The sequence below is a fragment of the Desulfofundulus luciae genome (assembly GCF_030813795.1).
In the GTDB taxonomy this organism is placed as follows: Bacteria; Bacillota; Desulfotomaculia; order Desulfotomaculales; family Desulfovirgulaceae; genus Desulfofundulus; species Desulfofundulus luciae.
Map to the genome: position 1 here is coordinate 77124 of NZ_JAUSUX010000004.1, position 20383 is coordinate 97506.

Consider the following 20383-nt stretch of genomic DNA (forward strand, 5'->3'; position numbering starts at 1 on the left):
AATGGAAGACTTCCTTCCCCATGAGGGGTTAAATTTCGCCGGGTTCTCAGCGGCAGTGACAGGCTGCCCCGGACTTAATCCGCTCCCACCAGGAGCGGTTTTGCCTGTACCACTCTACTGTTGCCTCCAGCCCCTCCTCGAAGGTGTGCCGGGGCCGCCAGCCCAGCTCCCGGGTAATCTTCGAGGGGTCGATGGCGTAGCGGCGGTCGTGGCCGGGCCGGTCTTTGACAAATCGAATAAGGCTTTCCGGCTTCCCCAGGAGTTTTAAGATCATCCGTACCACTTCCAGGTTGGTGCGCTCCCCGTGGCCGCCGATGTTGTAGATCTCCCCGGGCCTCCCCCGGAAGAGAACCAGTTCCAGCGCCCGGCAGTGGTCATCCACGTGCAGCCAGTCACGCACGTTCAAGCCGTCGCCATACACGGGCAGAGGTTTATCCTCCAGGGCGCTGGTGATCATGAGGGGGATGAGCTTTTCCGGAAACTGGTAGGGACCGTAGTTGTTGGAGCAGCGGGTGATGACCACCGGCAGGCCGTGGGTGCGGTGATAGGCCAGGGCCAGAAGGTCGGCGGCGGCCTTGCTGGCGGAGTAGGGGCTGGAAGGCTTCAATGGGCTCTCCTCGGTAAAGCGCCCCTCCGGCCCCAGGGAGCCGTAAACCTCATCGGTGGAGACCTGGACGAAGATCACGGGCCTTTCTGCCCCGGCCGCCGCCCGCCCTTCGAACCTCTTCTTCCAGTATTCCGCGGACGCGTCCAGCAGCACCTGGGTGCCCCGCACGTTGGTCTCGACGAAGGGCGAGGCGTCCACGATGCTGCGGTCCACGTGGGACTCGGCGGCAAAGTTGATCACCGCGTCCACGCCGCGGGAAAAAATCTCCCCCACCAGGCGGCGATCACAGATGTCACCGTGGATGAACGCATGGCGGGGGTGATCCGCAAGATCGGCCAGGTTTTCCAGGTTGCCCGCATAGGTGAGCTTATCCAGGTTGATGACCGAAACTCCGGGGCGGGCCGCAAGGATATAGCGGATGAAGTTGGAGCCGATGAATCCGGCTCCGCCGGTAACCAGCAGTATCATTGATCACATTGCTCCTTTTAAGTTATTTTTTGTCTTTCCGATAGGTACCTTTCCAGGGCGTCTGCCCACGGCGGGAGCAGGTAACCGATGGTTTCCTTCAAGGGGAACGGGTCCAGCACCGAATAGAGCGGTCTCTGGGCCGGGCGGGGAAACTCCGCCGTGGAGCAGGGAGCCAGTTCCACCTCCAGGCCGGCCAGTTTGAATATTACCGCCGCAAATTCGTACCAGGTGGTGCTGCCGCTGTTGGTGACGTGGTAGGTACCGTACCGGTCGCTTTCCACCAGGTCCGCAATGGCCCGGGCCAGATCTACCGTATAGGTGGGGCAGCCCCGCTGGTCGTTGACCACCCGGGCAGCGCTCCTTTCCCGGCCGATCCGGAGCATGGTCTCCACGAAGTTCCTGCCCCCGGGGCCGAAGAGCCAACTGGTGCGCACGATGAAGTGGCGGCCGCCGGCCTCCGCCACCGCCCGCTCGCCCCAGAGCTTGCTTTTACCGTAAACGTTCAGGGGATTCGGGGGGTCGTATACACCGTAGGGTTCGCCCTTTTCGCCGTCAAAAATGTAGTCGGTGCTCACATGCACCAGCACGGCATCCACTTCCCGGCAGGCCAGGGCGAGATTTTTAGGCCCCAGGCCGTTGACCAGGTATGTCTGCTCGTGGTTGACTTCCGCGCCGTCCACGTCGGTGCAGGCGGCGCAGTTGACCACCACCCGGGGCCGCAGCCGCCACAGGGCGGACCGCACCGCCGCCGGATCGGTGATGTCCAGTTCCCGGCGGGAAAGGGACAGCACTTCTTCCCCGCGCCGCCCGAACTCCGCGGTCACCGCCCGGCCCAGCATGCCGGCGGCGCCGGTGACCAGCACCCGCCTAACCATGCCGCACCTCCCAGGAATAGGGAATGGAGGGGTCGTTGTAGGGCAGCCGGTATTCGTCGGGCTTTTCGTAGTTGTACAGTTCCGTGGGGAAGTTGACGATTAAGGCCGTCCGGTTGCCCTCGGCGGTAAAACCGTGATAAACCCCCGGCGGGATTTTCAAAAGGCAGGGGTTGAGGTAGCCCAGGTGGAACACGTTGACCATCCCTTTTGTGGGACTGTCCTCCCGCTGGTCGTAGAGTACCACTTTGGCCATGCCCCCCACACAGACAAAGTGGTCCCACTGGATTTTGTGGTAGTGCCAGGCCTTGATCACCCCCGGGTAGCAGGCGGTGATGTAGGCCTGGCCGAACTTCATGAACTCCGGCCAGTCGGAGCGCAGCATCTCCATCAAAAAGCCGCGCTCATCGGGGATCAGGCGCAGCTTCTTTACCTGCACGCCTTCGATTAACTCCATAAAAACCCTCCTAACATCAAATTACCACTTCCGCGTCGTCGCCCACGAAAAGACGCAGGGCCCGGCGGCGGCCACCGGCCCGGACCACGCGGGTATTGCTCCCGATAAGGCTGTCCTCGATGTGCTCCACGTCCACCAGGCGGCAGTTCTCCAGCACTACCGCATGTTCCAGGGAAACACGCTCCAGATGGCTGCCGCCGGCAATGGCGGTGTAGGGGCCTACAAAAGAGTCAATAATCGTAACTCCACTGCCGATGACCACCGGCCCCCGGATGACACTGTTCACCACCCGGCTGTCCTCCCCTATTTCCACCCGGCCCACCACCTGGCTTTTGCCGTCCACCTCTCCCCGGACGTCCCGCCGGGCGAACTCGTCCAGCACCACCCGGTTGGCCTCCAAAATGTCGTCCTTTTTACCGGTGTCCAGCCACCAGCCCTCCAGGATGCGGGCTTCCACCGGGCAGCCCATATGGATGAGTTCCTGGATGGCATCGGTGATCTCCAGCTCCCCCCGCCAGGAGGGTTTTATGCGCCCGACGGCTTCGTGAATGGCCGGCCGGAAGAGATAAACCCCCACCAGGGCCAGGTCGCTGGGCGGCTCCTTAGGCTTTTCAATTAACTGGACAACGTGGTTCCGGCCATTCAGCACGGCCACGCCAAAGGCCCGGGGATCTTTTACCTTTTTGAGCAGGATGAAGGCGCCGGCTTCGCCGGCGGCAAAGTCCCGCACGAAGGCCTCGACGCCGCCCTGGATGAGGTTATCTCCCAAAAACATCAAAAAGGGCGACTCTCCCAGGAATTCCCGGGCCGTCTTCACGGCATGGGCCAGCCCGGCGGGAGTCTCCTGCAGTATGTAGGTGATCTTTATTCCCCAGCGGGAGCCGTCCCCTACGGCGTCTTTCACGTTTTCGCCCGTTTCCGGTGAAATGATTACCCCCACATCATCTATCCCCGCCGCTGCGATTTGCTCCAGCACGTAAAAGATAATGGGCTTGTTGGCGACCGGGATCAATTGCTTGGCCGTGGTGTAGGTAAGAGGCCGCAGGCGCGTTCCCTTCCCGCCGGCCAGTACCAGAGCTTTCAAACTGCTCCTCCCCCTTCAGAACACCGTAAACAAAGTTATTAGCGGCATCCCCCGGGCACGGGTGCCGCGCGTCCCGCGGCAGCAACGCCGGGTCCGCCACCGGCCGGGCGATGCGCGGGCCGGGATTGTTCCAGATGGTTTCCATATGGATGCAGTGGTTCGTTTTTCCTTTCATAAGAACAATTATACCATGGTAGCAGGGGTATTTTCCATGCTTTCATTCGACCTCGATTTTTCGGGCAAATCATAGGCAGAGTAACCGCAAAAGAAAACGCCGGCAGCTCTACACCTGCCGGGTCTGTCAGCTTTCAGTGTTCGACTTATTGTTCTTCCGTGTCGCCTCGTTATGGCTCGCAAGTCGTCCACCAGGCTTTCGGGACAGCGGCCTGTGTTTTTTTACTTGACCGCCACCGCGCAAATGAACCCGCCGTCAGTGCGCCCGGCTTTGACGGCGGCGGCTTCCAGTACGAACTTCACCTGTTTCTTTTTAACGAGTGAACTTCCCCAGAAGCACCTGCAGGAACCCCTTCCTGCCGGTTCGCACCTTCCCGGCCGCCTCCATGGGAATGGCCTCCCCGTCCAGCACCCGCCGGGAGTTGTCCACCAGTTTTCGGGCTGCATCAATCCCCAGCCGGCGTTCCACTTCCGCAAGGGCCGGGGAAAGCACGGGGGCGCGCCCGGTGGAGGAATGGGCATCGGAAGCCACAAGGTGAGCCAGGCCGCGCTCCAGAAAATAAAAGGACATCCTGACCGCTTCCCGCCCGAACATCCCGGTCAGGCTGCCCGCGGTAACCTGGGCCGGCACACCCCGGGAAACCAGGGCCTGCAGCAGGTCCGGGCGACGGCAGAAAGATGCGTTCCTCTCCGGGTGGGCAATGATGGGCGTAACCCCCTGGAGCTGCAGTTCGTAGAGCACCCGCTCCGTATAAGGAGGCACAAAAGCGGCCGGCAGTTCCACCAGCAAATAGCGACCCCCGTTGTTTAAGGTCAGCAGTTCCCCCCGGGCCAGGCGTTCCGGCAGGTCCGGTTCCAGGCGGTACTCGGCGCCCGGCAGTATTTTCAGGGGAATCTGGTATTTATCCAAGTGGTTGTTCAGCTGCTCTACGGCACTGAGAATCGTCTTCCGGCCCGTGCGGTATTCACCTTCGGTGACGTGGGGCGTGGCCACCAGGGAAACAATCCCGTCCTCCACCGCCAGCCAGGCCATGGACAAAGCCTCGCCCAGATCCGGTGCACCGTCGTCAAGGCCGGGAAGAATATGCGCGTGCATGTCAATCATGAAAACCTACCTCCAGCAATGGACAAACAACAGGTCCCGTCTCCATAGCCCCCCGGGTGCCGCCGGTGCCACTCCCAGGCCGTGCGGATGATGGTTTCCAGGTCGCCGCAGCGGGGCCACCAGCCCAGCTCTTCCCTGATACGCCGGGAGGAAGCCACCAGCACTGCCGGGTCCCCCGGCCGCCGGTCCCCTTCCACCACCGGGAAATCGCGGCCGGTAACGCGGCGGGCGACCTCCACCACCTCGCGAACCGAGTAGCCCCGCTCGATACCCAAATTGTACACACCCGGAGGAAGCCCGCCCTCCAGAGCCCGCAGCGCCAGCACATGGGCCGCCGCCAGGTCAGTGACGTGGATGTAGTCCCGCACGCAGGTCCCGTCCGGCGTGGGATAACCGGTGCCGAAAATGGTTACTTTCGGGCGCAGCCCCAGGGCCGCCTGCAGCACCAGGGGAATGAGGTGGGTTTCGGGCTGGTGGTCCTCGCCCAGTTCGCCCTCCGGGTCGGCTCCGGCGGCGTTAAAGTACCGCAGGATGATGTACTTTAAACCGTAGGCAACGCCGTACCAGCGCAGCGCTTCCTCAAAGGCCAGCTTGGTGGCCCCGTAGGGGTTGGTGGGCACCGGGCTGACCCCCTAAGATTGGACAATTAGACTTTCGATCTTACGATTTTAAAGAATTTCATTCCCAGGCGGCGGCCTTGACGGCCACCCCGCACGTGGTCCGTTGAAACCACCGACGGGGCGGCTCCGGGGAACATGCTATGGACAAGAAGCCACGCCCCGTCGGCTATCCATTGTACCACGTGCGGGGTCCCCGGCCGTCAAGGCTACCCTGCGGCGCCGCCCGGAAAACCCTCAAGGGCTCACCAGGGAACATGCATTATTATAGCTTAACCGGCTTTAGTTGCAGTTGATTTTTCTTCAAAAGCTGGTAACATTCCGCCGGCGCCAAATAGTGCGTAGCTGAGTTAATACGAACGGTGTTATAAAACCGGATGAACTTGGCCACCGTCTCGTACGCTTCTGCGTAACTGGAGAATTCGTGGCGGGACAGACATTCTTCCTCTAAAATCGAATGAAAGGCCTCAATGTGTGCATTTAGATTCGGCGTTTTAAAGGGTATTCTTTCATGTTCAAGATTCAGCTCCAGGCATGTCTCCTCAAAGAGATTGCTAATGAACTGTGGTCCATTATCAGACCGGATTACCGGCTTCCCTTCCACCGCAAGTAACTGCCGCTTGAAAAGTGCCCTTCTGAGGGTAATAACGGCATCCTTAGCTTCACAGGAGAGTCCAATATGGTAATCCACAATACAGCGGTCGTAAACATCAATTATGGGCATGATGAAGAAAAAACGGTCTTCTCCGGCAATATAACCGTATTTTACGTCTACCTCCCACAGTTGGTTGGAAGCAGTAACCAACCGGTTTCGGGCTAATTTTCTCGCATGTTTCCTTTTGATTTTTCTTTGGGGCCGTAAAACCTCCAATTCTTTACAGAGGCGGTAAACCTTTTTCTTATTGATTATCAGGTTGAACTTTTTCCGCAAGCAGTAGGTTAGTTTTAAATACCCGTAGGTGAAACCTTCGCCGGCAACAAGCTCGCAAATCCATTCCTTTACCTGTTCGTTGCTAATAATTGTGTTATCCTTCGTCAGAGTATAACGGGATCCGGGGCGTCCACCAGTACAGGCCCGGTTTTTCGGTTGGGAATACCGGTGCAAACTGTAGTAATAGGTGGAACGGCTAATCCCAATAATTCTCAATACAATAGATGCTTTATAGCCCAGAGAAATCCACTTTCTGGCAACCTCTATTTTATCGGCAAGTGTGGGTTGGTTTTTTTTAGTAGGTCACGGAGAATGGCAATTTCCAGGTCTTTTTCACCCAACAATTTCTTAAGCTTTTCATTTTCTTGCACCACTGTTTTATATTCTCTGGAAGAATAGGAGGTTTCCCGTATGTCTTTTTGTTCTTTTACCGGATGAAATGTCCCATACTTTTTATAGTTTCTTACCCAGCGACCGACGAGGGTGGGACAAATTTCATGCCTGCGGGCTACAATAGAGGCGTTTCCCGTTTCTAAGGCTTCTTTGACAACCTGCATTTTCAGCTCTGGCGAGTATTTGTTTCTAGGCATCTGAGATTAACCCCCTTACCAATAATGTTACGGATTTAGGTCGAACTGTCCAATATGGTTAGGGGGCTAAAAAGAGTTAGGTCAGTAAACGAGATATCCGGCTTATCCTTATATTTAGACCGTGCTTGTCCTGGTATTTCAAGCATCCTTTGTCCTGTTCGAGCTGTAACTCTTCTATGGCGTTAACATTCGGTACTGGAACGAAGATGTTCCGGCGAATGTAGCGACCAGCCCTTCGACCAGGCCCTTTTCATGGGCTGCTCCGGGGTTGCAAAACCGCACCTTTTCCACATAAATAAAAACACCGGCAGCTCTACACCTGCCGGGTCTGACCGCTTTCTGTGTTCGACTAATTGTTCTTCCGCACCGCCTCGTTAAGAGCCTGCATGAATTCATCAATCGTTTTCGCTTTCACCGCCCTGCGGTGCAGCATTTTCAACGTATCAATGTCCCGTATGGCCCGCAGGCTGTTCACCAGGCCCTCAGGGCAGCGGCCTATATTTTCCTCCAGGGCATCCAGTATGGTATCTTGTATTCCTTGCTGTATTCCTTGCTGTATTCCTTGCTGTATCCCCTGATCAATCCACTTTTCCCGAATACCGTCAAACAGCGGGGAGGTCTCCATCTTGCTCACCTCGATCATTTTTAAAATCACTTCCCTGGTAAACCGGAGTGACGAAAATACTGCCAGCCCAAGATATAAATCCGCCTGCCATTCAACGGGGGCTTCTGCAATCCGTTCTACGCACCGGGCCAGTATTTCTTCGGCAGGATATTCATACCGCATTAACGGTACCAGCGGTATAATCCCCACCGGAGCATGATGCAGCAAGTGCTCCCCGGGCAAATCTGCCAGGTTGATAGTCCGGAAATTAAACGTCACCACAGTGAGGCCCAGGCAGTCAAAAGAGTACCTCTCCTCCTGAAGCCGGCCCGTAAGGTTAAGCACCACCGGGTAGACCGGTTTTTTGAACTCCCGGTGCTGCATCGCCGTATATTCCAGCAACCGCCGGGGCATTTCCCGCTCGGCTTTAGTCTGTACTTCAAGGAGCATCAGATATTCATAGCCATTTTCCATAACTTTAAGCAGTATATCCGATTCCCGCTCCACGGCCACTGCTTCTTTTTCCATGCGTTCAACCTTTTCCACGGGCATACCGCGCACCAGTTGTACTAAGTGGGCCGGATAACGTTCCGCCAGTGCTTTGATAACCAGATCAAACTCCCGGGCCATACCAAACCTCAACTTTCTGCCGGTTCTGGCTTTAGTTTACACTATCTCCGAATCTTTTTCAATATGAGTTCAGTTCCTCCCATATGATGTTCCGGGCTTCTTCCAGGGTGTTGGCGGCAAATAGCCGCTCCAATACACGGTCCAAAACCACAAACCCAAAAGCTTTCCTACCTGGACCGGTACAAAGGTCTTGCGCGGATAAAGTTCATCCCACGCAAAAAGGCCCGCCGGAGGAGATCTTTTATGTACAAATACTCATCCAGCTTGAGCATCTCGCAGACCCCGGCGAATACCAGCAGCCCGGCCAGGGAATCCATAACCAGCCTCAGGGCCAGAACCGCAGTACCTCCCGCCAGCACACCGGCCAGGTACCCGTCCACGAACGCCGCCGAACCTCCTGCCAGAAGAGAAGCTACGGCCGCGCCGGCCGCAAAGAAAAGGGCATTTTTTACACCGAAGCCGGGAACTTTACGCGCCAGCAGATAAAACAGCACCACCATGTTAAAAGTAGCCGCCAGGGAATTGGCCAGGGCCAGCCCGCCGTGGGCCAGGGGCCGGATGAGCAGCAGGCTGAAAACCAGGTTCAACCCTACAGTACATACCCCCACCTTCACCGGCGTGGCCGTGTCCTGCAGGGCGTAAAAGCCACGTGTGAGCACCGGCCCCAAACACTGCCCCGCCAGGCCAAAGGAAAAGCACAAAAGGGCGAAAACGGTCATGGCCAGGTCATTCTCGTCAAAGGCACCGCGCATAAAAAGCAGCCTCACCACCGGCTCCCGCAGGGCGGCCAGGCCCACACCCGCGGGCAGGGCGACAAGCAAACAGTTTTCACCGCCCGCAGCAGGGTGTGGCTAAAACCGCTATCATCCCCGGAAGCGGCCTTATTCGACAGCGCAGGAAAAATGGCCGTGCCCAGGGCCATCACAATCACCCCCTGGGGCAGCCAATCCCCGTGCCCACCATCACCGGCAGCATCAGCCCGCAGGCCCGCCTCAGGCCGGGGTGATGGAACTCCAGCGCGGGGCGAAAGGTAAATCCTGCCCGCCGCAGGTAGGGCAGCTGCAGTACCATGGCGGCAATATTACCCAGCAGGGTCCCTACGGCCACGGCGGTAATGCCGAACCTCAACCCGGCCAGGATGGAAGCGATAATAAAGATATTGGTGACCACCGGACCCAGGGCCGGGGGCCCGAAGATGTTATTGGCGTTTAAAAGGCCGTAGAAAAGGTTGCCCAGGGAAAGAAACAGCACGCCCGGCAGCATGACCGCAAGCAAAGCCGCCGCCAGCCGGGCCGTGCCTTCCGGCAGGCCCGGGGCCACCAGCCACACGATCTGCCGCGCCAGGGGTACGCCTGCCAGCACCACCGCCAGCAAGATCGCGCTCAACAAAGTAGAGAAGACGTTAATCGTCCCTTTTGCCCGCCGAAGCGTAGGAGGCAAACAGCGGCACCGCCGTCACGGTCAGCGCCCCGCCCAGCACGGCAAAGACCACATTGGGCACGGTGTACGCCACCAGGTAGGCGTCGGTGGCCGCGCTGGCCCCGAAAACGCAGGCCAGAGCCATTTCGCGCATAAACCCAAGTACTTTAGAAAGCAAAGTAAAAACGGCGATCACTGCCGTGGCTCTGGCAATGGTATTAGAACGGCTCATTTTCCTGCACCAGCTCACCAATTAATTCATTCAGCCAGGCTTGTCCCTGCCCACAAACCCGCCATTTTTTTGATTTACCACTCCAGTACAAAACCTTCAAAGGGGTGCTCTTCATTAAGGTATATACGGTCTCACCCTTACTAATAACCCGCCAGACAAATGGATTTGAGGGTATCCACAAACTTCTTCCTATTATCCGTGGAAGCTTTCAAACCCGGAATGACTTCCCTTTGCTCAATCACCGGTCCGTTATTTGGAGTCCAATTTACAAAGTTCAAAATTCGCATCTTCCTACCCTCAGGGGGAATAAGGAAGTCAAGGAGGCGGTTGGTGAGATCTTCGTGGTGGCTGACGATAAAGACCTGCCGACCAAACTCCTCATCGCTCGCATACGCAATCTGCCTGATGAGCGCGGCAGTCCGCGGCAACTGCGCCATGTCAAAAGCAGTGGTTACGTCATCCAGGGCTATAATGTTATGACCAATATACCTGTTGAGGGAATAATTGAGGCCAAGGATCATCGCCAGGCCCAATTGAGCCTTCTGGCCCGTAGACAAGGCGCTCAGCGGACGGTCGTCCGCCGCGTAAACCTGTAAGGATGACCCTGCCTTCCCCCTCTTGTCCCGCCTGGCTTCAAAGCGAACGGGATAAATACCGTCCACGAGGCGAAAACGATTCAGAACCCCGTTTACCATGTGCTGCAGGTCCCTGATTACGTCATCCGGTGGGAGAATTGCCGAGTTCAACACCGAATTTTTTCCGGCTTCCCGCTCCAGGGCTCCGGTAATTGAATCTATCATCTCCCTGACCTGCATGTAACCGGCCCTTCGCTGTAGAGCGACTTTCCTTTTTTCGTCGAGTTCCTCTACCTGTATCCACTGCGATACTGCTGCCCGTACGCGCTCAATGGCCATGAAAAGATGGTCTTTCGCTCCTGTACTCCCCAGGAGTTTTTTCAACTCCGGGAGATAAATCGATGAACCGGCATCTGTTAAAACTTTAAAATGAGGATTGAACTGCAAAACCTGCTGCATCAATCCGTAAATCTGCTTGCACTTTTCCAGAAACACCTTTCTGTTGTGGATCGTTTTTTGCGTACCAAGCAGTTGCTCCAGAAGCTCAATACGTCTTTCTTTAACATGCGCCTGCCATTTCTCGAGTTGATCCGCCAACCCGGCCAGATCATGCGATACGGCCTCACGCAGCCATGCGATGACGGGGGGAGGAGGGCCGAAATCAGGGGCGGCATCCGGCACTTTAAGCAAATCTCCACCCCTGTCCCGCAGCGCGACCAAAATTGCCAGCAGATCGGGGCCACCGGGGTTGCCAAAGTGACGCTCCAAATTTTCAAGAAGCGAAACCTGAGCTTCCAACTCAGTGGCCTTTTCCAACGCCGCAGCTATATCCTTTTCTTCTGCCGGCCAGGCGTGAGGCGGCAGAAGCACGGTATCATCGGTAAGGTCCTCTAGTAATGAGCGAAGCTTCTCTTCGGCTCCGCTTATTCGGTCTATTACTTTGCGCCGCAGCTCAAAAAGTGATTCTTCAATGAGACGCAAGGAACCAGGCGGTTTCTCGTCCGGGGCGGGCTGCTTCCGATCAGGCAAAAGCAGGGTTAAACAGTCCGCCGCCAGGTTTCTGAGTTCGCCTGCCCATCCGGAGCGCAGGTTGTCCGAATTAATCAGAAACAGCCAGTCCCCGGACCTTCCAGGTAGTTTGATATCCCCTTCCGCACCCGCTATATCTACCAGCTCATTCCAGGCGTCCCTGAAAGCAGCCGCAGCCCGCTTTCTCTTCTCGTTGATCGTACTTTCGTCCGGCAAGCCCTCTTCACTGGCCAGGTTGCCCAGTACACTTGATACCATATCTTTCCACTGCCCCCGTGCTCTTTTTACAGCATCAAGAACCACTGTTTCCGGTTCCGGCAGGGGCCTGAGAAATTCCAGCAGGCGAACCTGCGCATCTTCCTCTTCAAACAGCTTGCTCAAGAGGTCCTGGTAATAAAAGCTGCAGCGGGCAGCCAGTTCTCGAGAAATAGTGCCGGGACAAAAGATGTCTGGAAGAGAAACATCGGGATGACCCTTCTGGTTGTCGCGAACAGTAACCAACCTCCTCCTATCGTTTTCAGAACCGTTGCATTCTACTATAGCCTCTATTTGAGCATAATTAAGGCCGTTGCCGCCGGCAGCCGTGCAGGAAACCAGCGGACGTCTTTCTTCGTAATAATGGCCGTTCAACAACAGGCAGAGCGCATCAATGAGGCTGGTCTTGCCGAATCCATTAGGGCCTGCGAGCAGTACAACATCGGCATCGGTATCAAGTGTGACCGGATCGCTGTTCACAAACCCCCTGAACCGGCAAATTTTCGGCGATTTTACGCGAAATACATGTCTATGATCCATTAATATCACTCCCCGCCATAATCCGCCGCACATCACTTATCCGCTCATCCAGCCACTTGCTAATGGGGGCACCGCTTTCCTCACGCAAAGCCACTGCCATGGCGGCCAAAAGACTCGCGTAATTATCCGACACCTGCCGTGACCGCCGTTCACTTTCAAAACTGTTGATAATAGCATCAAGGTCGTGGGGCTCCAGTTCAATTGATGGCCACGCCGTCGCCACACCGCCCAGCATTTTCCGGATAATATCTTCCGGAACCTGATTTTGATCGCTTTTTATAACGATAATAGAAAAGTCGCCGCGATGCCAGTCCTGGTCGGCAGCCCATTGTTCAAATACCGTTTTTTCATTGGCCGTTTTTCCATCGCGAGCATCGATCACACATAGTACAGGAACCACGAAGCCCACTTCCCCGGCACACCCGGACAAAAAGCGCAGGAGCCGTCCCAGGTGCTCCTTTATGTTGCCGCTCCCAGAAAAACCGTTCCTGCAGGAAACATGTACTGCCAGCGCAACATCTGAGAGGTAGATGTTATGAATGCCCAGGCCGGAATCCTTACATTCTGTATAATTCATTAGCGATTCCAGGTCGACATCGAGAACCCATGCATTCAGATCGAAACTCTTATCTTCCATCATCATCACCCCCGGAACGCAATGGATTTGAACGGTGGCGCACCCTGGCCCGTCCGGGATCGATTAAAAGAAAAGTTGTACGGAGCCTCTCGTAGAACCTCTTAATGGCCTCCGGAACACTTGTCGCATGCCCGAAGAGATCAAGAATCGAAATCTGGCGAACCGTAACCACCCTGACTTTATTGCCCTTCCCGTCAACTAAATTTACCCTGCTCGTTCTAGCACGCCAGGAACCGACCACTATCTGGATGACCACAGTTACTTCCTCGTTTCCGCTGAACGAAACCTTTTGCGGCAACTGCTCTGCAACATTGCGGTGGGCTATGTACAACCTGACCCCAGTATCACCAAGCACGAAGCGCCCGTCTATGGAAAGCCCCAGAGGACTATCGTCGGCATTTATCTTCGCCCTCAATTTCTCCCAAGATATATCAGATTTTCCATGATTATTACCAATTAATAAATAGACTAACAGGAGGACAGCCGGGATAAGCACAGGGCGGTCCACCAGGGGGTGATACAAGCCGCGAGCAATTTCAGGCCGGATTGTGCGCACACGCTCTACCCACCGGGCCAGGGGAATCACCCCTCCCCTGTCTTCCGCCAGATCGAGCATTTCTGAAAGGCGACCGAAAATACACTCCTCTCCGTTCCGGTAAATAAACCAATCAAGGGCTTCGTTTAATAATGCAAAAGCACAGGGCAACACCGGCAGGAAAAAGGACACAACGGCACTCTCGCGCCCGCAGGCCCTGCGCAAGAGCCGCCAGAAGGCGGCCTGGAAAAGGCGCTTCCAGAATAGGTTGGCCGGCAGCTGCTGCTCACCTGACGAGCCTCCGGCATCAAAAAAATGCACGTCGGAACCGAGAAACACATTTGAGTTTGTTTCCTCAGGGCTTAACGAAACACCTTCATAAGAGGCATAGGCCCGCATTATTTGGGTCTGGCTGAAAGAAAGGGTATTCTCATATGCAACAATAAAAGGCGCATTGGGATTTTCCCATATTTCTTTTTCATCAAAGTCACGCGAACGGTTTGTTGCGGTGTTGCGTTCTTCCGAAGCAAATTCCTCACACACCTGCAGGGCCGTATGGCGCACCTGCGGCTCATCACTGCCGAAACCGGAAAACAGCAGGGCACGCGAACGCAGACGGTCGCGGAAAAGATCCCGGGCCCAGCTCCTTTTGCCCCAGTCCTGCAAATCTTTTTCCGTCAGGAGAATATTGTTGCAGTATTCTTGACATTCATTATTTTTTCCACAATTTTTTCCACACTTCGTGCGCAGCATGTTTGCGCACCCGTTAATCTTATATACTTTGAGGCACCGACGCTTGTCCTTCCCCTCTGTAAACCTCTTGCCGCCGCTGGACCGGTATTCGGACAGGTCTCTTATGACCACCACGGGGGAATCGTCTCCTCCCGGAACTTTATTGAACCCAAAAGTATTGCAGTAAGCTTCTTCGATACAGGTGTCGTAATTCGTGGTGATCACTTCATCGATAAGCCCTTCACGTGCAAGAAAGGCCAGGTAGTAATGAGCATCTGCTGGCTCCACGTTTGCAAATTCAGGGATTTTCAGAATCTCACGGACAAGCTCGCATCTCCGCCTGGTCCCACCATCACGGAAGCCAGGTAGACGGCCAGGGCGTTCTTGTACTGCAGGGTGGACATGATCACGCCGTACTCGTAGGCGCCGGGGAAGTTGAACACCCGGGCGGCGGCCAGCAGGCCGACGGCGGCCACACTAATTCCTGCGGCATAAAGCACATTCAGCAGGCGGTCCAGGTCCTTTTCCCCCCGCACCGCCCGCAGGGCCATCCAGTAGACCATGAAGTACGTCGCGGCTTTCAAAAGCTCCCCTATGGCGGAGCGCATGTGCACGGCGGTGATCAGGGAAAGGGCGCAGGCGGCCACCAGGGCCAGGATGGACAGATCCAGCGGCGTGCGGGGGTAATGCACTTCCTGCCGCAGTACCTGGTCGTAGACGCAGAAGGCGAAGGCAGCCGCGGTGATAATGTGGTACGTGAGCAACTCGGGAGCAAAAAACAGCCCCCGCATGAAGGGAGAGGTAAAGAGAATGAACCACAGGCCCGCCAGGAAAAAAGGGCGCAGGTTCAGGTTAAGAACGGGTTGTGATTTAAGAGATGGATCTGCAGGCGGTTTTACTGGTACGCGCATTTTCGACATTTTCCTTGCCCTTCCAGTTAATCTAGGACTTTATTCGCCACCAGGAGCAATTCTCCTGCTTATTTCTGAATTAACTTCCTGATTAAAAAATTATAGAAATACTACCTTGCTTTTTCATCCGGCGATGGTTATAATGTGACTGATATTATTAAATATTTGCATGATGAGGTGGGACGTATGAATGACAATAACGCGCAGCTGACAGCCACTGTGCGGCTGGGACGAAGGGGGCAGATGGTTTTGCCCGCTGAAGTCAGGCGGGCCTTAGCGGTTAAAGAGGGAGACGAACTGCTGATCGCAGTCTGGCCGGGCGGCAAAGTGACCATGATCCGCAAGCCCCGGAGTTTTGCGGAAGCCCTGGCCGGCCTGTACGGACATTTATGGAAAGGAATAGACCCGCTTATTTACCAGAAAACGGAGCGAGAAACATGGGAGAGCTAGCAAAAACGCTCGTCAATTTTGGACTGGTTGCTATAGACACAAATATTTTCATCTATTACCTTCAGAAAGAGGAGTTCCCCGCCTGCCATACGGTTCTTGCGGCTATCTTTCATGCCCTGGAAAAAGGCGATTTTCAAGGTGTTTCCAGTGTGCTGATGCTTACCGAACTGCTAACCCTCCCCCAAAAGCTGGGCGAAGAACACGTTGCGCAGCATTATTATCTGCTATTGAAAAATTTTCCTAATTTAAAACTTTTGCCGGTAACAGAAGAGGTCGCCCTCCGGGCCGCCGGGATCCGCGGTAAATGGGGTTTAAAAACACCGGACGCCCTGCACATAGCGACGGCCATCGAAGCAGGCGCAAAGGCCTTTCTTACTAACGACCGCTCTATTGGCAAAGGGTTCCCGGGTTTACAAGTAATCTACCTTTCAGATTTTTTACCACCACAAAACTAATGAACACCGGGCGTTGCTTGAAGAGCCGTCTGGTGCTGCCTCGCCTGTAATGGACTTTCGCCACCAGACGCACGTTAAAAAACCCCCGCTGCCGTATAGGCAACGGGGGTCTTTCCTGCTGTCTGCTTTTTACAGCCTGCCGGTGGCGGTCAGGAAGCGCTTGACCATGACCACCGCCTCGGCCCGGGTGGCATTGGCTTTCGGCACGCACTGGTCGGCCAGGCGGCCGTTGACAATGCCCTCCTTGATGGCCACGGCCATGGCCTGTCTGGCCCACGGACCGATCTTGCCGGCGTCGGCGAAACGTCCGAGCTGGGCCTGCACACCGGCCTCGCTCAAAGCGGTATCCTTACCGCTCTTAGCCAGGGCGCGCGTGATCATGGCCGCCAGCTCTTCACGGGTAATCGGCGCGTTGGGCTTGAAGGTGCCGTCGGGATAGCCGCCCACCAGGCCCTGCGCCGCGGCGGTTTCCACCGCCCCCGCATACCAGGCGCCGGCCGCCACATCCTTGAACCTGCTGCCGGCGGCCTTCTGCTCAGGTACGCTCATGGCCCGCAGCAGGAAGGCGGCAAACTCGGCCCGGGTGACGCTGGCGTTGGGCGCAAAGGTAGTTTCGGTTACGCCGCCTGCAATGTGCCTGGCCGCCATCAGCTTCACGTCGTTGACCGCCCAGTGGCCGGCCATGTCGCTGAAGTTCTTGTCGTAGGCCATCACGGCGTAGGTGGACAGGGACGTACGGGTGACGGACACAGCATGCGCCGCCCGGTCAACCTTACCGCCCACGTACTCCCAGGTGCCGCCGGTCAGACGGTAGATACCCAGGTAGTCCTCCGGCACGCCGGCCAGCCTGGCCGGATCGTAAGGCAGGGTCAGGGTGACGGGCTTCGCCAGGATGCTGATGCCGCCCTTGTCGGCGCCGCCGGCCTCGGCCCGGATGGCGATCTCGTAGGCGTTACCGGCCACCTTATACGCGGCATCTCCCGGTGCCGCGGCCTGGGCCTTGCCGATGCTGACATTCAGGGTCACGCCCTGGCCCTTGAAGACCGACAGGTCGATGGCTCCCGGGGGCAGGGTGAGCTGGACGCCGGCCACTTTAACCACCGCCGGCTTGCCGGCCTCAAAGACCTTCGCCAGGGTGTCCGCCGTCACGGCCACCGTACCCTGCTGGACGGCCTTATCCGCGGGGATGGCAAACACAACCTCGGTAACCTTGGGATCGGCCGCCAGGGACTCCACCTTCTTGTCGTCCACGGTCAGGGTGGCCTTCCCGTCGGCAGTGGCCGTCACCGTGCCGGTGTCGGTAGATTCACCCGTTGAAGGAGCAGGCGCTCCACCGCCGCCGCCACTGCTGCTACTACTGCTGCTCGGCTCAGGTGGTGGCGCCTCCAGGTCCAGGGTGATGGAAGCAAGCGGGGTACCGTTGCTGCAGATATGCAGGGTATAATCATTATTTACATCCAGTTGACCTGACTGGTAAACCCAGTGGTAGACGAACTGGTAGACGTAGTAGACGGTGTTGTAGACTTGGTTATAGATTTTCTGATAAACTACTTTGTTTATCCCGCTCTTATCCAGTTCTCCGACACCCAGGATCTCTAACATCACTTTATCACCGGTTAAATAAAAAAGGCAAGAAAAATTTTGGAAAGTTTGGCCATCTCCAGAAAGCTGGAAGCAATTTTACTGAACTTTAAAATCAAGGTTTTTTCAAGTAAAGCAAAAGCCCCTCATAGTTTTTTGATAACGATTTTTCCCCTTTGTTAAGAATGCCAGGAATGTTCCGAAAAGTTTTATAAAGAATATTCCTGTACGAACAGGTGGGGGGATGACAGTGAGTAAATTGCGCTGCCAACTAACATTACTGACCTCCGTTCTGGCCCTGCTGGCTGTGGCCGTTACTCTTCTGGTCGGGTGGTTGACCCACGGCAACGGACCCGCCACCCTGGCCGGGGCGGCAACCGGTGTATTGCTGGCCGGAGTCCTGGCGGTTCTCTCCTATTCTTCCTTGCAGGCCACAGTGAACATGGTCATCGCCAAAACGGATAAGGCCATTGCCGGGGATCTCACCGACCGCATTGAGGAACGCAACTTCGGCTGGGGGGAAATTAACCGGTTGGTGACAAATATCCGCAAAATATTGAAAGGTGTACATAAGTGGTTCGGGCTGGTACGGGATTATTCCGAGCAGTTGACCACTTCCACCGCCCAGATCATCTCCGGTACGGAACAAATCAGCACCGGCAGCCAGGAACAGGCCGGGCAGGTGCAAAAACTCCTCCAGGGAATTGAAGATCTGGCCCGCTCGGCCAGGCAGTCGGCGGAAAAGGCGCGGGAAACGGCGGCCATCGCTCGGGAAACCGACCTGACCGCCCGGCAGGGGGGTGAAGCGGTGGACAGAGTAATCAGTGGGATGAGCCTGATCCATGAAAAAATCCAAACGTTGGATGAGAGTTCCGCCCGCATCGGTCAGTTCGTCCAGTTGATCGAGGATATCGCCGCGCAGACCAACCTGCTGGCCCTGAACGCAGCTATTGAAGCGGCCCGGGCCGGAGAACACGGGCGGGGGTTTGCGGTAGTGGCCCAGGAAGTACGGGAGCTGGCGGAAAATTCCGCCCGGTCCACCCGGGAGATTACCCAGCTGGTAGCCAGCATCCAGGGAGCTACCGGAGAAAGTGTAGCGGCAGTGCAACAGGGATTGCAGCTCACCGGGGAAGTGCAGGAGGCATTCCGGAATATTATTTCTCAGATCGGGCGCACCTTGGAAAGCATCGAAGAACTGGCCTCCGCCGCCCAGGAACAGGCGGCCAGCACGGAGCAGATGGTGGGCGGGGTGGAGGCCATTGCGGCCGTCGCCGAACAGGCTGCCGCCAGCTGCCAGGAAACGGCCGCTATTACCAACGAACTGAACACTCTGGCTGATAAGTTAAAGGCCGTGGCGGAAATCTGGAAGTTTAGCTAGCGGCTCACATCCGGAATATAGCGAACCTCCTCCAGGACAAGCCCGGAGGCTTCTCCAGCGGAAGCTCTGCTTCCAACGGGTTTTCCCACCCTCCCCGGTGAGATTTCATACTTTCAGCCATAGATTATGCGCCGGTCGCCGGCCGGGTGTAATCTTTGAACCTGGATTTATGCAACCGGTTTCAGAAATAATAAAGTTACCGGAAAGTCAGATACCAGTTGTTAACTTATTTATCCGAGTGTACTGGTATTACAGGAAGGGATTGTATCATTTTTTACGAATACTATTCTGGGAGGTGAGGTAATGTGGACAGTGAATCCCTGACTGCTGCCGTGCGCAGTCTGGTCTGGCCCGTATGTCTGGTGGGGGCAAAGGAAAATGGTAAACATAACGTAATGACCGTGGCCTGGATCTCCCAGGTTTCCCATGATCCCCTGCTGGTGATGGTTTCCATTGCCCCGGGACGGTTTACCCATGACATGATTATCCGGACGGGCGAGTTTATGGTCAGCGTTCTGAACGCCGAACAACAGGAGATATCCACCTTCTGCGGCTCCCGTTCGGGTAGGGACGTTGATAAGATTGCCCATCTCAATTTAAAAACGGAGCCAGCAAAAATAATCAAGGTTCCCCGCCTAGCCGGCTGTGTGGCCAACCTGGAATGCCGGGTGGTGTCCCAGCATACTGCTGGCGACCATACCCTCTTCATCGGTGAAGTGGTGGCGGCCGACGTAGCGGCGGAAGAAATCCAGCCCCTGATCATGTACCGGGGAAAACCCATGAGATTCCGTTGATCCGGTGCTGGGAATATTTCTCATTGCCGTTCTTACCTTCTTCTTTTTCTACATATTACCGCATGTCTTCCTTTTTTGAGGGGGCTTCTGAAAGGTCCAGTTAAACCGGGATTTTCTCTGGAAGGGATAGAGGTCTGCCGAAGACGTCCACGCCGATAACCAGGGGGAGTTCGCCTTCCCGGAGGGGAGCATGAGGGCTGCGAAGCCGTGCCGGGAGAAGAGCCTGACCACCAGGGCCAGCGTTCCTACGGCCACCGCGAACTTCAGCCCGGCGTCCGCGGAAGCGCCGGTGAGGATCAGAATAATCCCCAGGACGGCGAAACCTACGCCGAGCCAGAAGAGACGGACAGACGTGTCGGAGCCGTCTGGCTGCCCGGCTTTACCCGGTAGTCCGGCGGGTTGCTTGATGTTTGCCTTCTGTAGTCCAGCCAAAGCAAAAGGCCCGGCAATTACCGGACCACAACTTCTTTACCTTACCCGGCCACCTAACGCGGCGGCAATTCGATATACTCTGCCACCGAAGATGGCAGCGGCAACGGCAGGCCATCCTCTTTAAGCCCCTTCAAATGCAGTTCTAATGCTTCGGCCAGCAGGCGCAAAGTTTCCTCCACGGTTTTCCCAGTGGCGACGCAGCCCGGCACGTCAGGCAGGTAGGCCGAATAATTTTCCGGACCCTGTTCAACCACGGCAAGGTATTTCACGTTACTTATCCCCCTTCCTG

22 protein-coding genes and 1 pseudogene are annotated in these 20383 nt (G+C 56.2%); 4 read left to right on the forward strand and 19 right to left on the reverse strand.

What is annotated here, in order from left to right; genetic code table 11:
• Positions 1-46 precede the first annotated feature (46 nt).
• The 16 genes and pseudogenes from rfbB to J2Z49_RS03735 form a co-directional block, all read right to left on the reverse strand.
• On the reverse strand, positions 47-1075 hold the full coding sequence (rfbB, locus tag J2Z49_RS03660; RefSeq protein WP_307399931.1) for a dTDP-glucose 4,6-dehydratase: 1029 nt from the start codon (positions 1073-1075) through the stop codon (positions 47-49).
• A 17-nt stretch (positions 1076-1092) separates the two neighbouring features.
• Complete coding sequence (gene rfbD / locus J2Z49_RS03665) at positions 1093-1950, reverse strand: dTDP-4-dehydrorhamnose reductase (protein WP_307399932.1); 858 nt, start codon at positions 1948-1950, stop codon at positions 1093-1095.
• Positions 1943-2404: a dTDP-4-dehydrorhamnose 3,5-epimerase family protein gene (locus tag J2Z49_RS03670; protein WP_307399934.1), complete on the reverse strand. Its 462-nt coding sequence runs from the start codon at positions 2402-2404 to the stop codon at positions 1943-1945. Before J2Z49_RS03670 ends, rfbD begins: the two co-directional genes overlap by 8 nt.
• 16 nt (positions 2405-2420) lie before the next feature.
• The gene (locus tag J2Z49_RS03675; protein ID WP_307399936.1) at positions 2421-3488 is read right to left on the reverse strand and encodes a glucose-1-phosphate thymidylyltransferase; all 1068 of its coding nucleotides are present in this window, start codon (positions 3486-3488) and stop codon (positions 2421-2423) included.
• A 487-nt stretch (positions 3489-3975) separates the two neighbouring features.
• Positions 3976-4767 carry a tyrosine-protein phosphatase gene (locus J2Z49_RS03680; RefSeq protein WP_307399938.1) on the reverse strand — a complete coding sequence of 264 codons (792 nt, stop codon included), beginning with the start codon at positions 4765-4767 and terminating at the stop codon, positions 3976-3978.
• Positions 4764-5384: pseudogene (locus J2Z49_RS03685) on the reverse strand (NAD-dependent epimerase/dehydratase family protein); the annotation flags it as partial. The gene J2Z49_RS03680 and the pseudogene J2Z49_RS03685, both read right to left, overlap by 4 nt.
• A 265-nt stretch (positions 5385-5649) precedes the next feature.
• On the reverse strand, positions 5650-6582 hold the full coding sequence (locus J2Z49_RS03690) for an IS3 family transposase (RefSeq protein ID WP_307400072.1): 933 nt from the start codon (positions 6580-6582) through the stop codon (positions 5650-5652).
• Entirely contained in the window at positions 6579-6905 is a 327-nt protein-coding gene (locus tag J2Z49_RS03695) for a transposase (RefSeq protein ID WP_307399940.1), read from the reverse strand. The genes J2Z49_RS03690 and J2Z49_RS03695 overlap by 4 nt, the downstream gene beginning before the upstream one ends.
• Before the next feature lie 349 nt (positions 6906-7254).
• Positions 7255-8151 (reverse strand): RpnC/YadD family protein, encoded by an 897-nt coding sequence (locus J2Z49_RS03700; protein ID WP_307399942.1) that lies wholly within the window; start codon positions 8149-8151, stop codon positions 7255-7257.
• 155 nt (positions 8152-8306) lie between these two features.
• Positions 8307-8960: a murein biosynthesis integral membrane protein MurJ gene (gene murJ, locus J2Z49_RS03705; protein ID WP_307399944.1), complete on the reverse strand. Its 654-nt coding sequence runs from the start codon at positions 8958-8960 to the stop codon at positions 8307-8309.
• Between the two features lie 106 nt (positions 8961-9066).
• A complete protein-coding gene (locus tag J2Z49_RS03710) occupies positions 9067-9525 on the reverse strand; it encodes a lipid II flippase MurJ (protein WP_307399946.1) in 459 nt (152 codons plus the stop codon).
• Between the two features lie 16 nt (positions 9526-9541).
• Entirely contained in the window at positions 9542-9790 is a 249-nt protein-coding gene (locus tag J2Z49_RS03715) for a lipid II flippase MurJ (RefSeq protein ID WP_307399948.1), read from the reverse strand.
• A 140-nt stretch (positions 9791-9930) separates the two neighbouring features.
• Positions 9931-12222, reverse strand: a complete 2292-nt coding sequence (locus J2Z49_RS03720; RefSeq protein ID WP_307400073.1) for an AAA family ATPase — start codon at positions 12220-12222, stop codon at positions 9931-9933.
• Positions 12179-12832: a hypothetical protein gene (locus J2Z49_RS03725; protein WP_307399950.1), complete on the reverse strand. Its 654-nt coding sequence runs from the start codon at positions 12830-12832 to the stop codon at positions 12179-12181. The genes J2Z49_RS03720 and J2Z49_RS03725 overlap by 44 nt, the downstream gene beginning before the upstream one ends.
• Entirely contained in the window at positions 12816-14381 is a 1566-nt protein-coding gene (locus J2Z49_RS03730; protein WP_307399952.1) for an SIR2 family protein, read from the reverse strand. Before J2Z49_RS03730 ends, J2Z49_RS03725 begins: the two co-directional genes overlap by 17 nt.
• Before the next feature lie 20 nt (positions 14382-14401).
• Positions 14402-15004: a hypothetical protein gene (locus J2Z49_RS03735; RefSeq protein WP_307399954.1), complete on the reverse strand. Its 603-nt coding sequence runs from the start codon at positions 15002-15004 to the stop codon at positions 14402-14404.
• 186 nt (positions 15005-15190) lie between these two features.
• Here J2Z49_RS03735 and J2Z49_RS03740 point away from each other — a divergent pair, with 186 nt between their 5' ends.
• Positions 15191-15454, forward strand: coding sequence for an AbrB/MazE/SpoVT family DNA-binding domain-containing protein (locus tag J2Z49_RS03740; protein ID WP_307399956.1), 264 nt, complete (start codon positions 15191-15193; stop codon positions 15452-15454).
• Positions 15394-15909 carry a type II toxin-antitoxin system VapC family toxin gene (locus J2Z49_RS03745; protein ID WP_307399958.1) on the forward strand — a complete coding sequence of 172 codons (516 nt, stop codon included), beginning with the start codon at positions 15394-15396 and terminating at the stop codon, positions 15907-15909. Before J2Z49_RS03740 ends, J2Z49_RS03745 begins: the two co-directional genes overlap by 61 nt.
• A 129-nt stretch (positions 15910-16038) precedes the next feature.
• Here J2Z49_RS03745 and J2Z49_RS03750 read toward each other — a convergent pair whose 3' ends face one another.
• Entirely contained in the window at positions 16039-17511 is a 1473-nt protein-coding gene (locus J2Z49_RS03750) for an S-layer homology domain-containing protein (protein ID WP_307400075.1), read from the reverse strand.
• A 229-nt stretch (positions 17512-17740) separates the two neighbouring features.
• Between J2Z49_RS03750 and J2Z49_RS03755 the strand changes: the two genes are divergently transcribed.
• Together J2Z49_RS03755 and J2Z49_RS03760 are read left to right on the forward strand one after the other, a co-directional pair.
• Entirely contained in the window at positions 17741-18868 is a 1128-nt protein-coding gene (locus tag J2Z49_RS03755) for a methyl-accepting chemotaxis protein (protein ID WP_307399960.1), read from the forward strand.
• Between the two features lie 305 nt (positions 18869-19173).
• Entirely contained in the window at positions 19174-19662 is a 489-nt protein-coding gene (locus J2Z49_RS03760) for a flavin reductase family protein (protein ID WP_307399961.1), read from the forward strand.
• Between the two features lie 48 nt (positions 19663-19710).
• Here the strand turns inward: J2Z49_RS03760 and J2Z49_RS03765 are convergent, their stop codons facing one another.
• The gene (locus J2Z49_RS03765; protein WP_307399963.1) at positions 19711-20094 is read right to left on the reverse strand and encodes a hypothetical protein; all 384 of its coding nucleotides are present in this window, start codon (positions 20092-20094) and stop codon (positions 19711-19713) included.
• Positions 20095-20147: 53 nt separating this feature from the next.
• Positions 20148-20363 (reverse strand): type II toxin-antitoxin system HicB family antitoxin, encoded by a 216-nt coding sequence (locus tag J2Z49_RS03770; RefSeq protein WP_307399964.1) that lies wholly within the window; start codon positions 20361-20363, stop codon positions 20148-20150.
• Positions 20364-20383 lie beyond the last annotated feature (20 nt).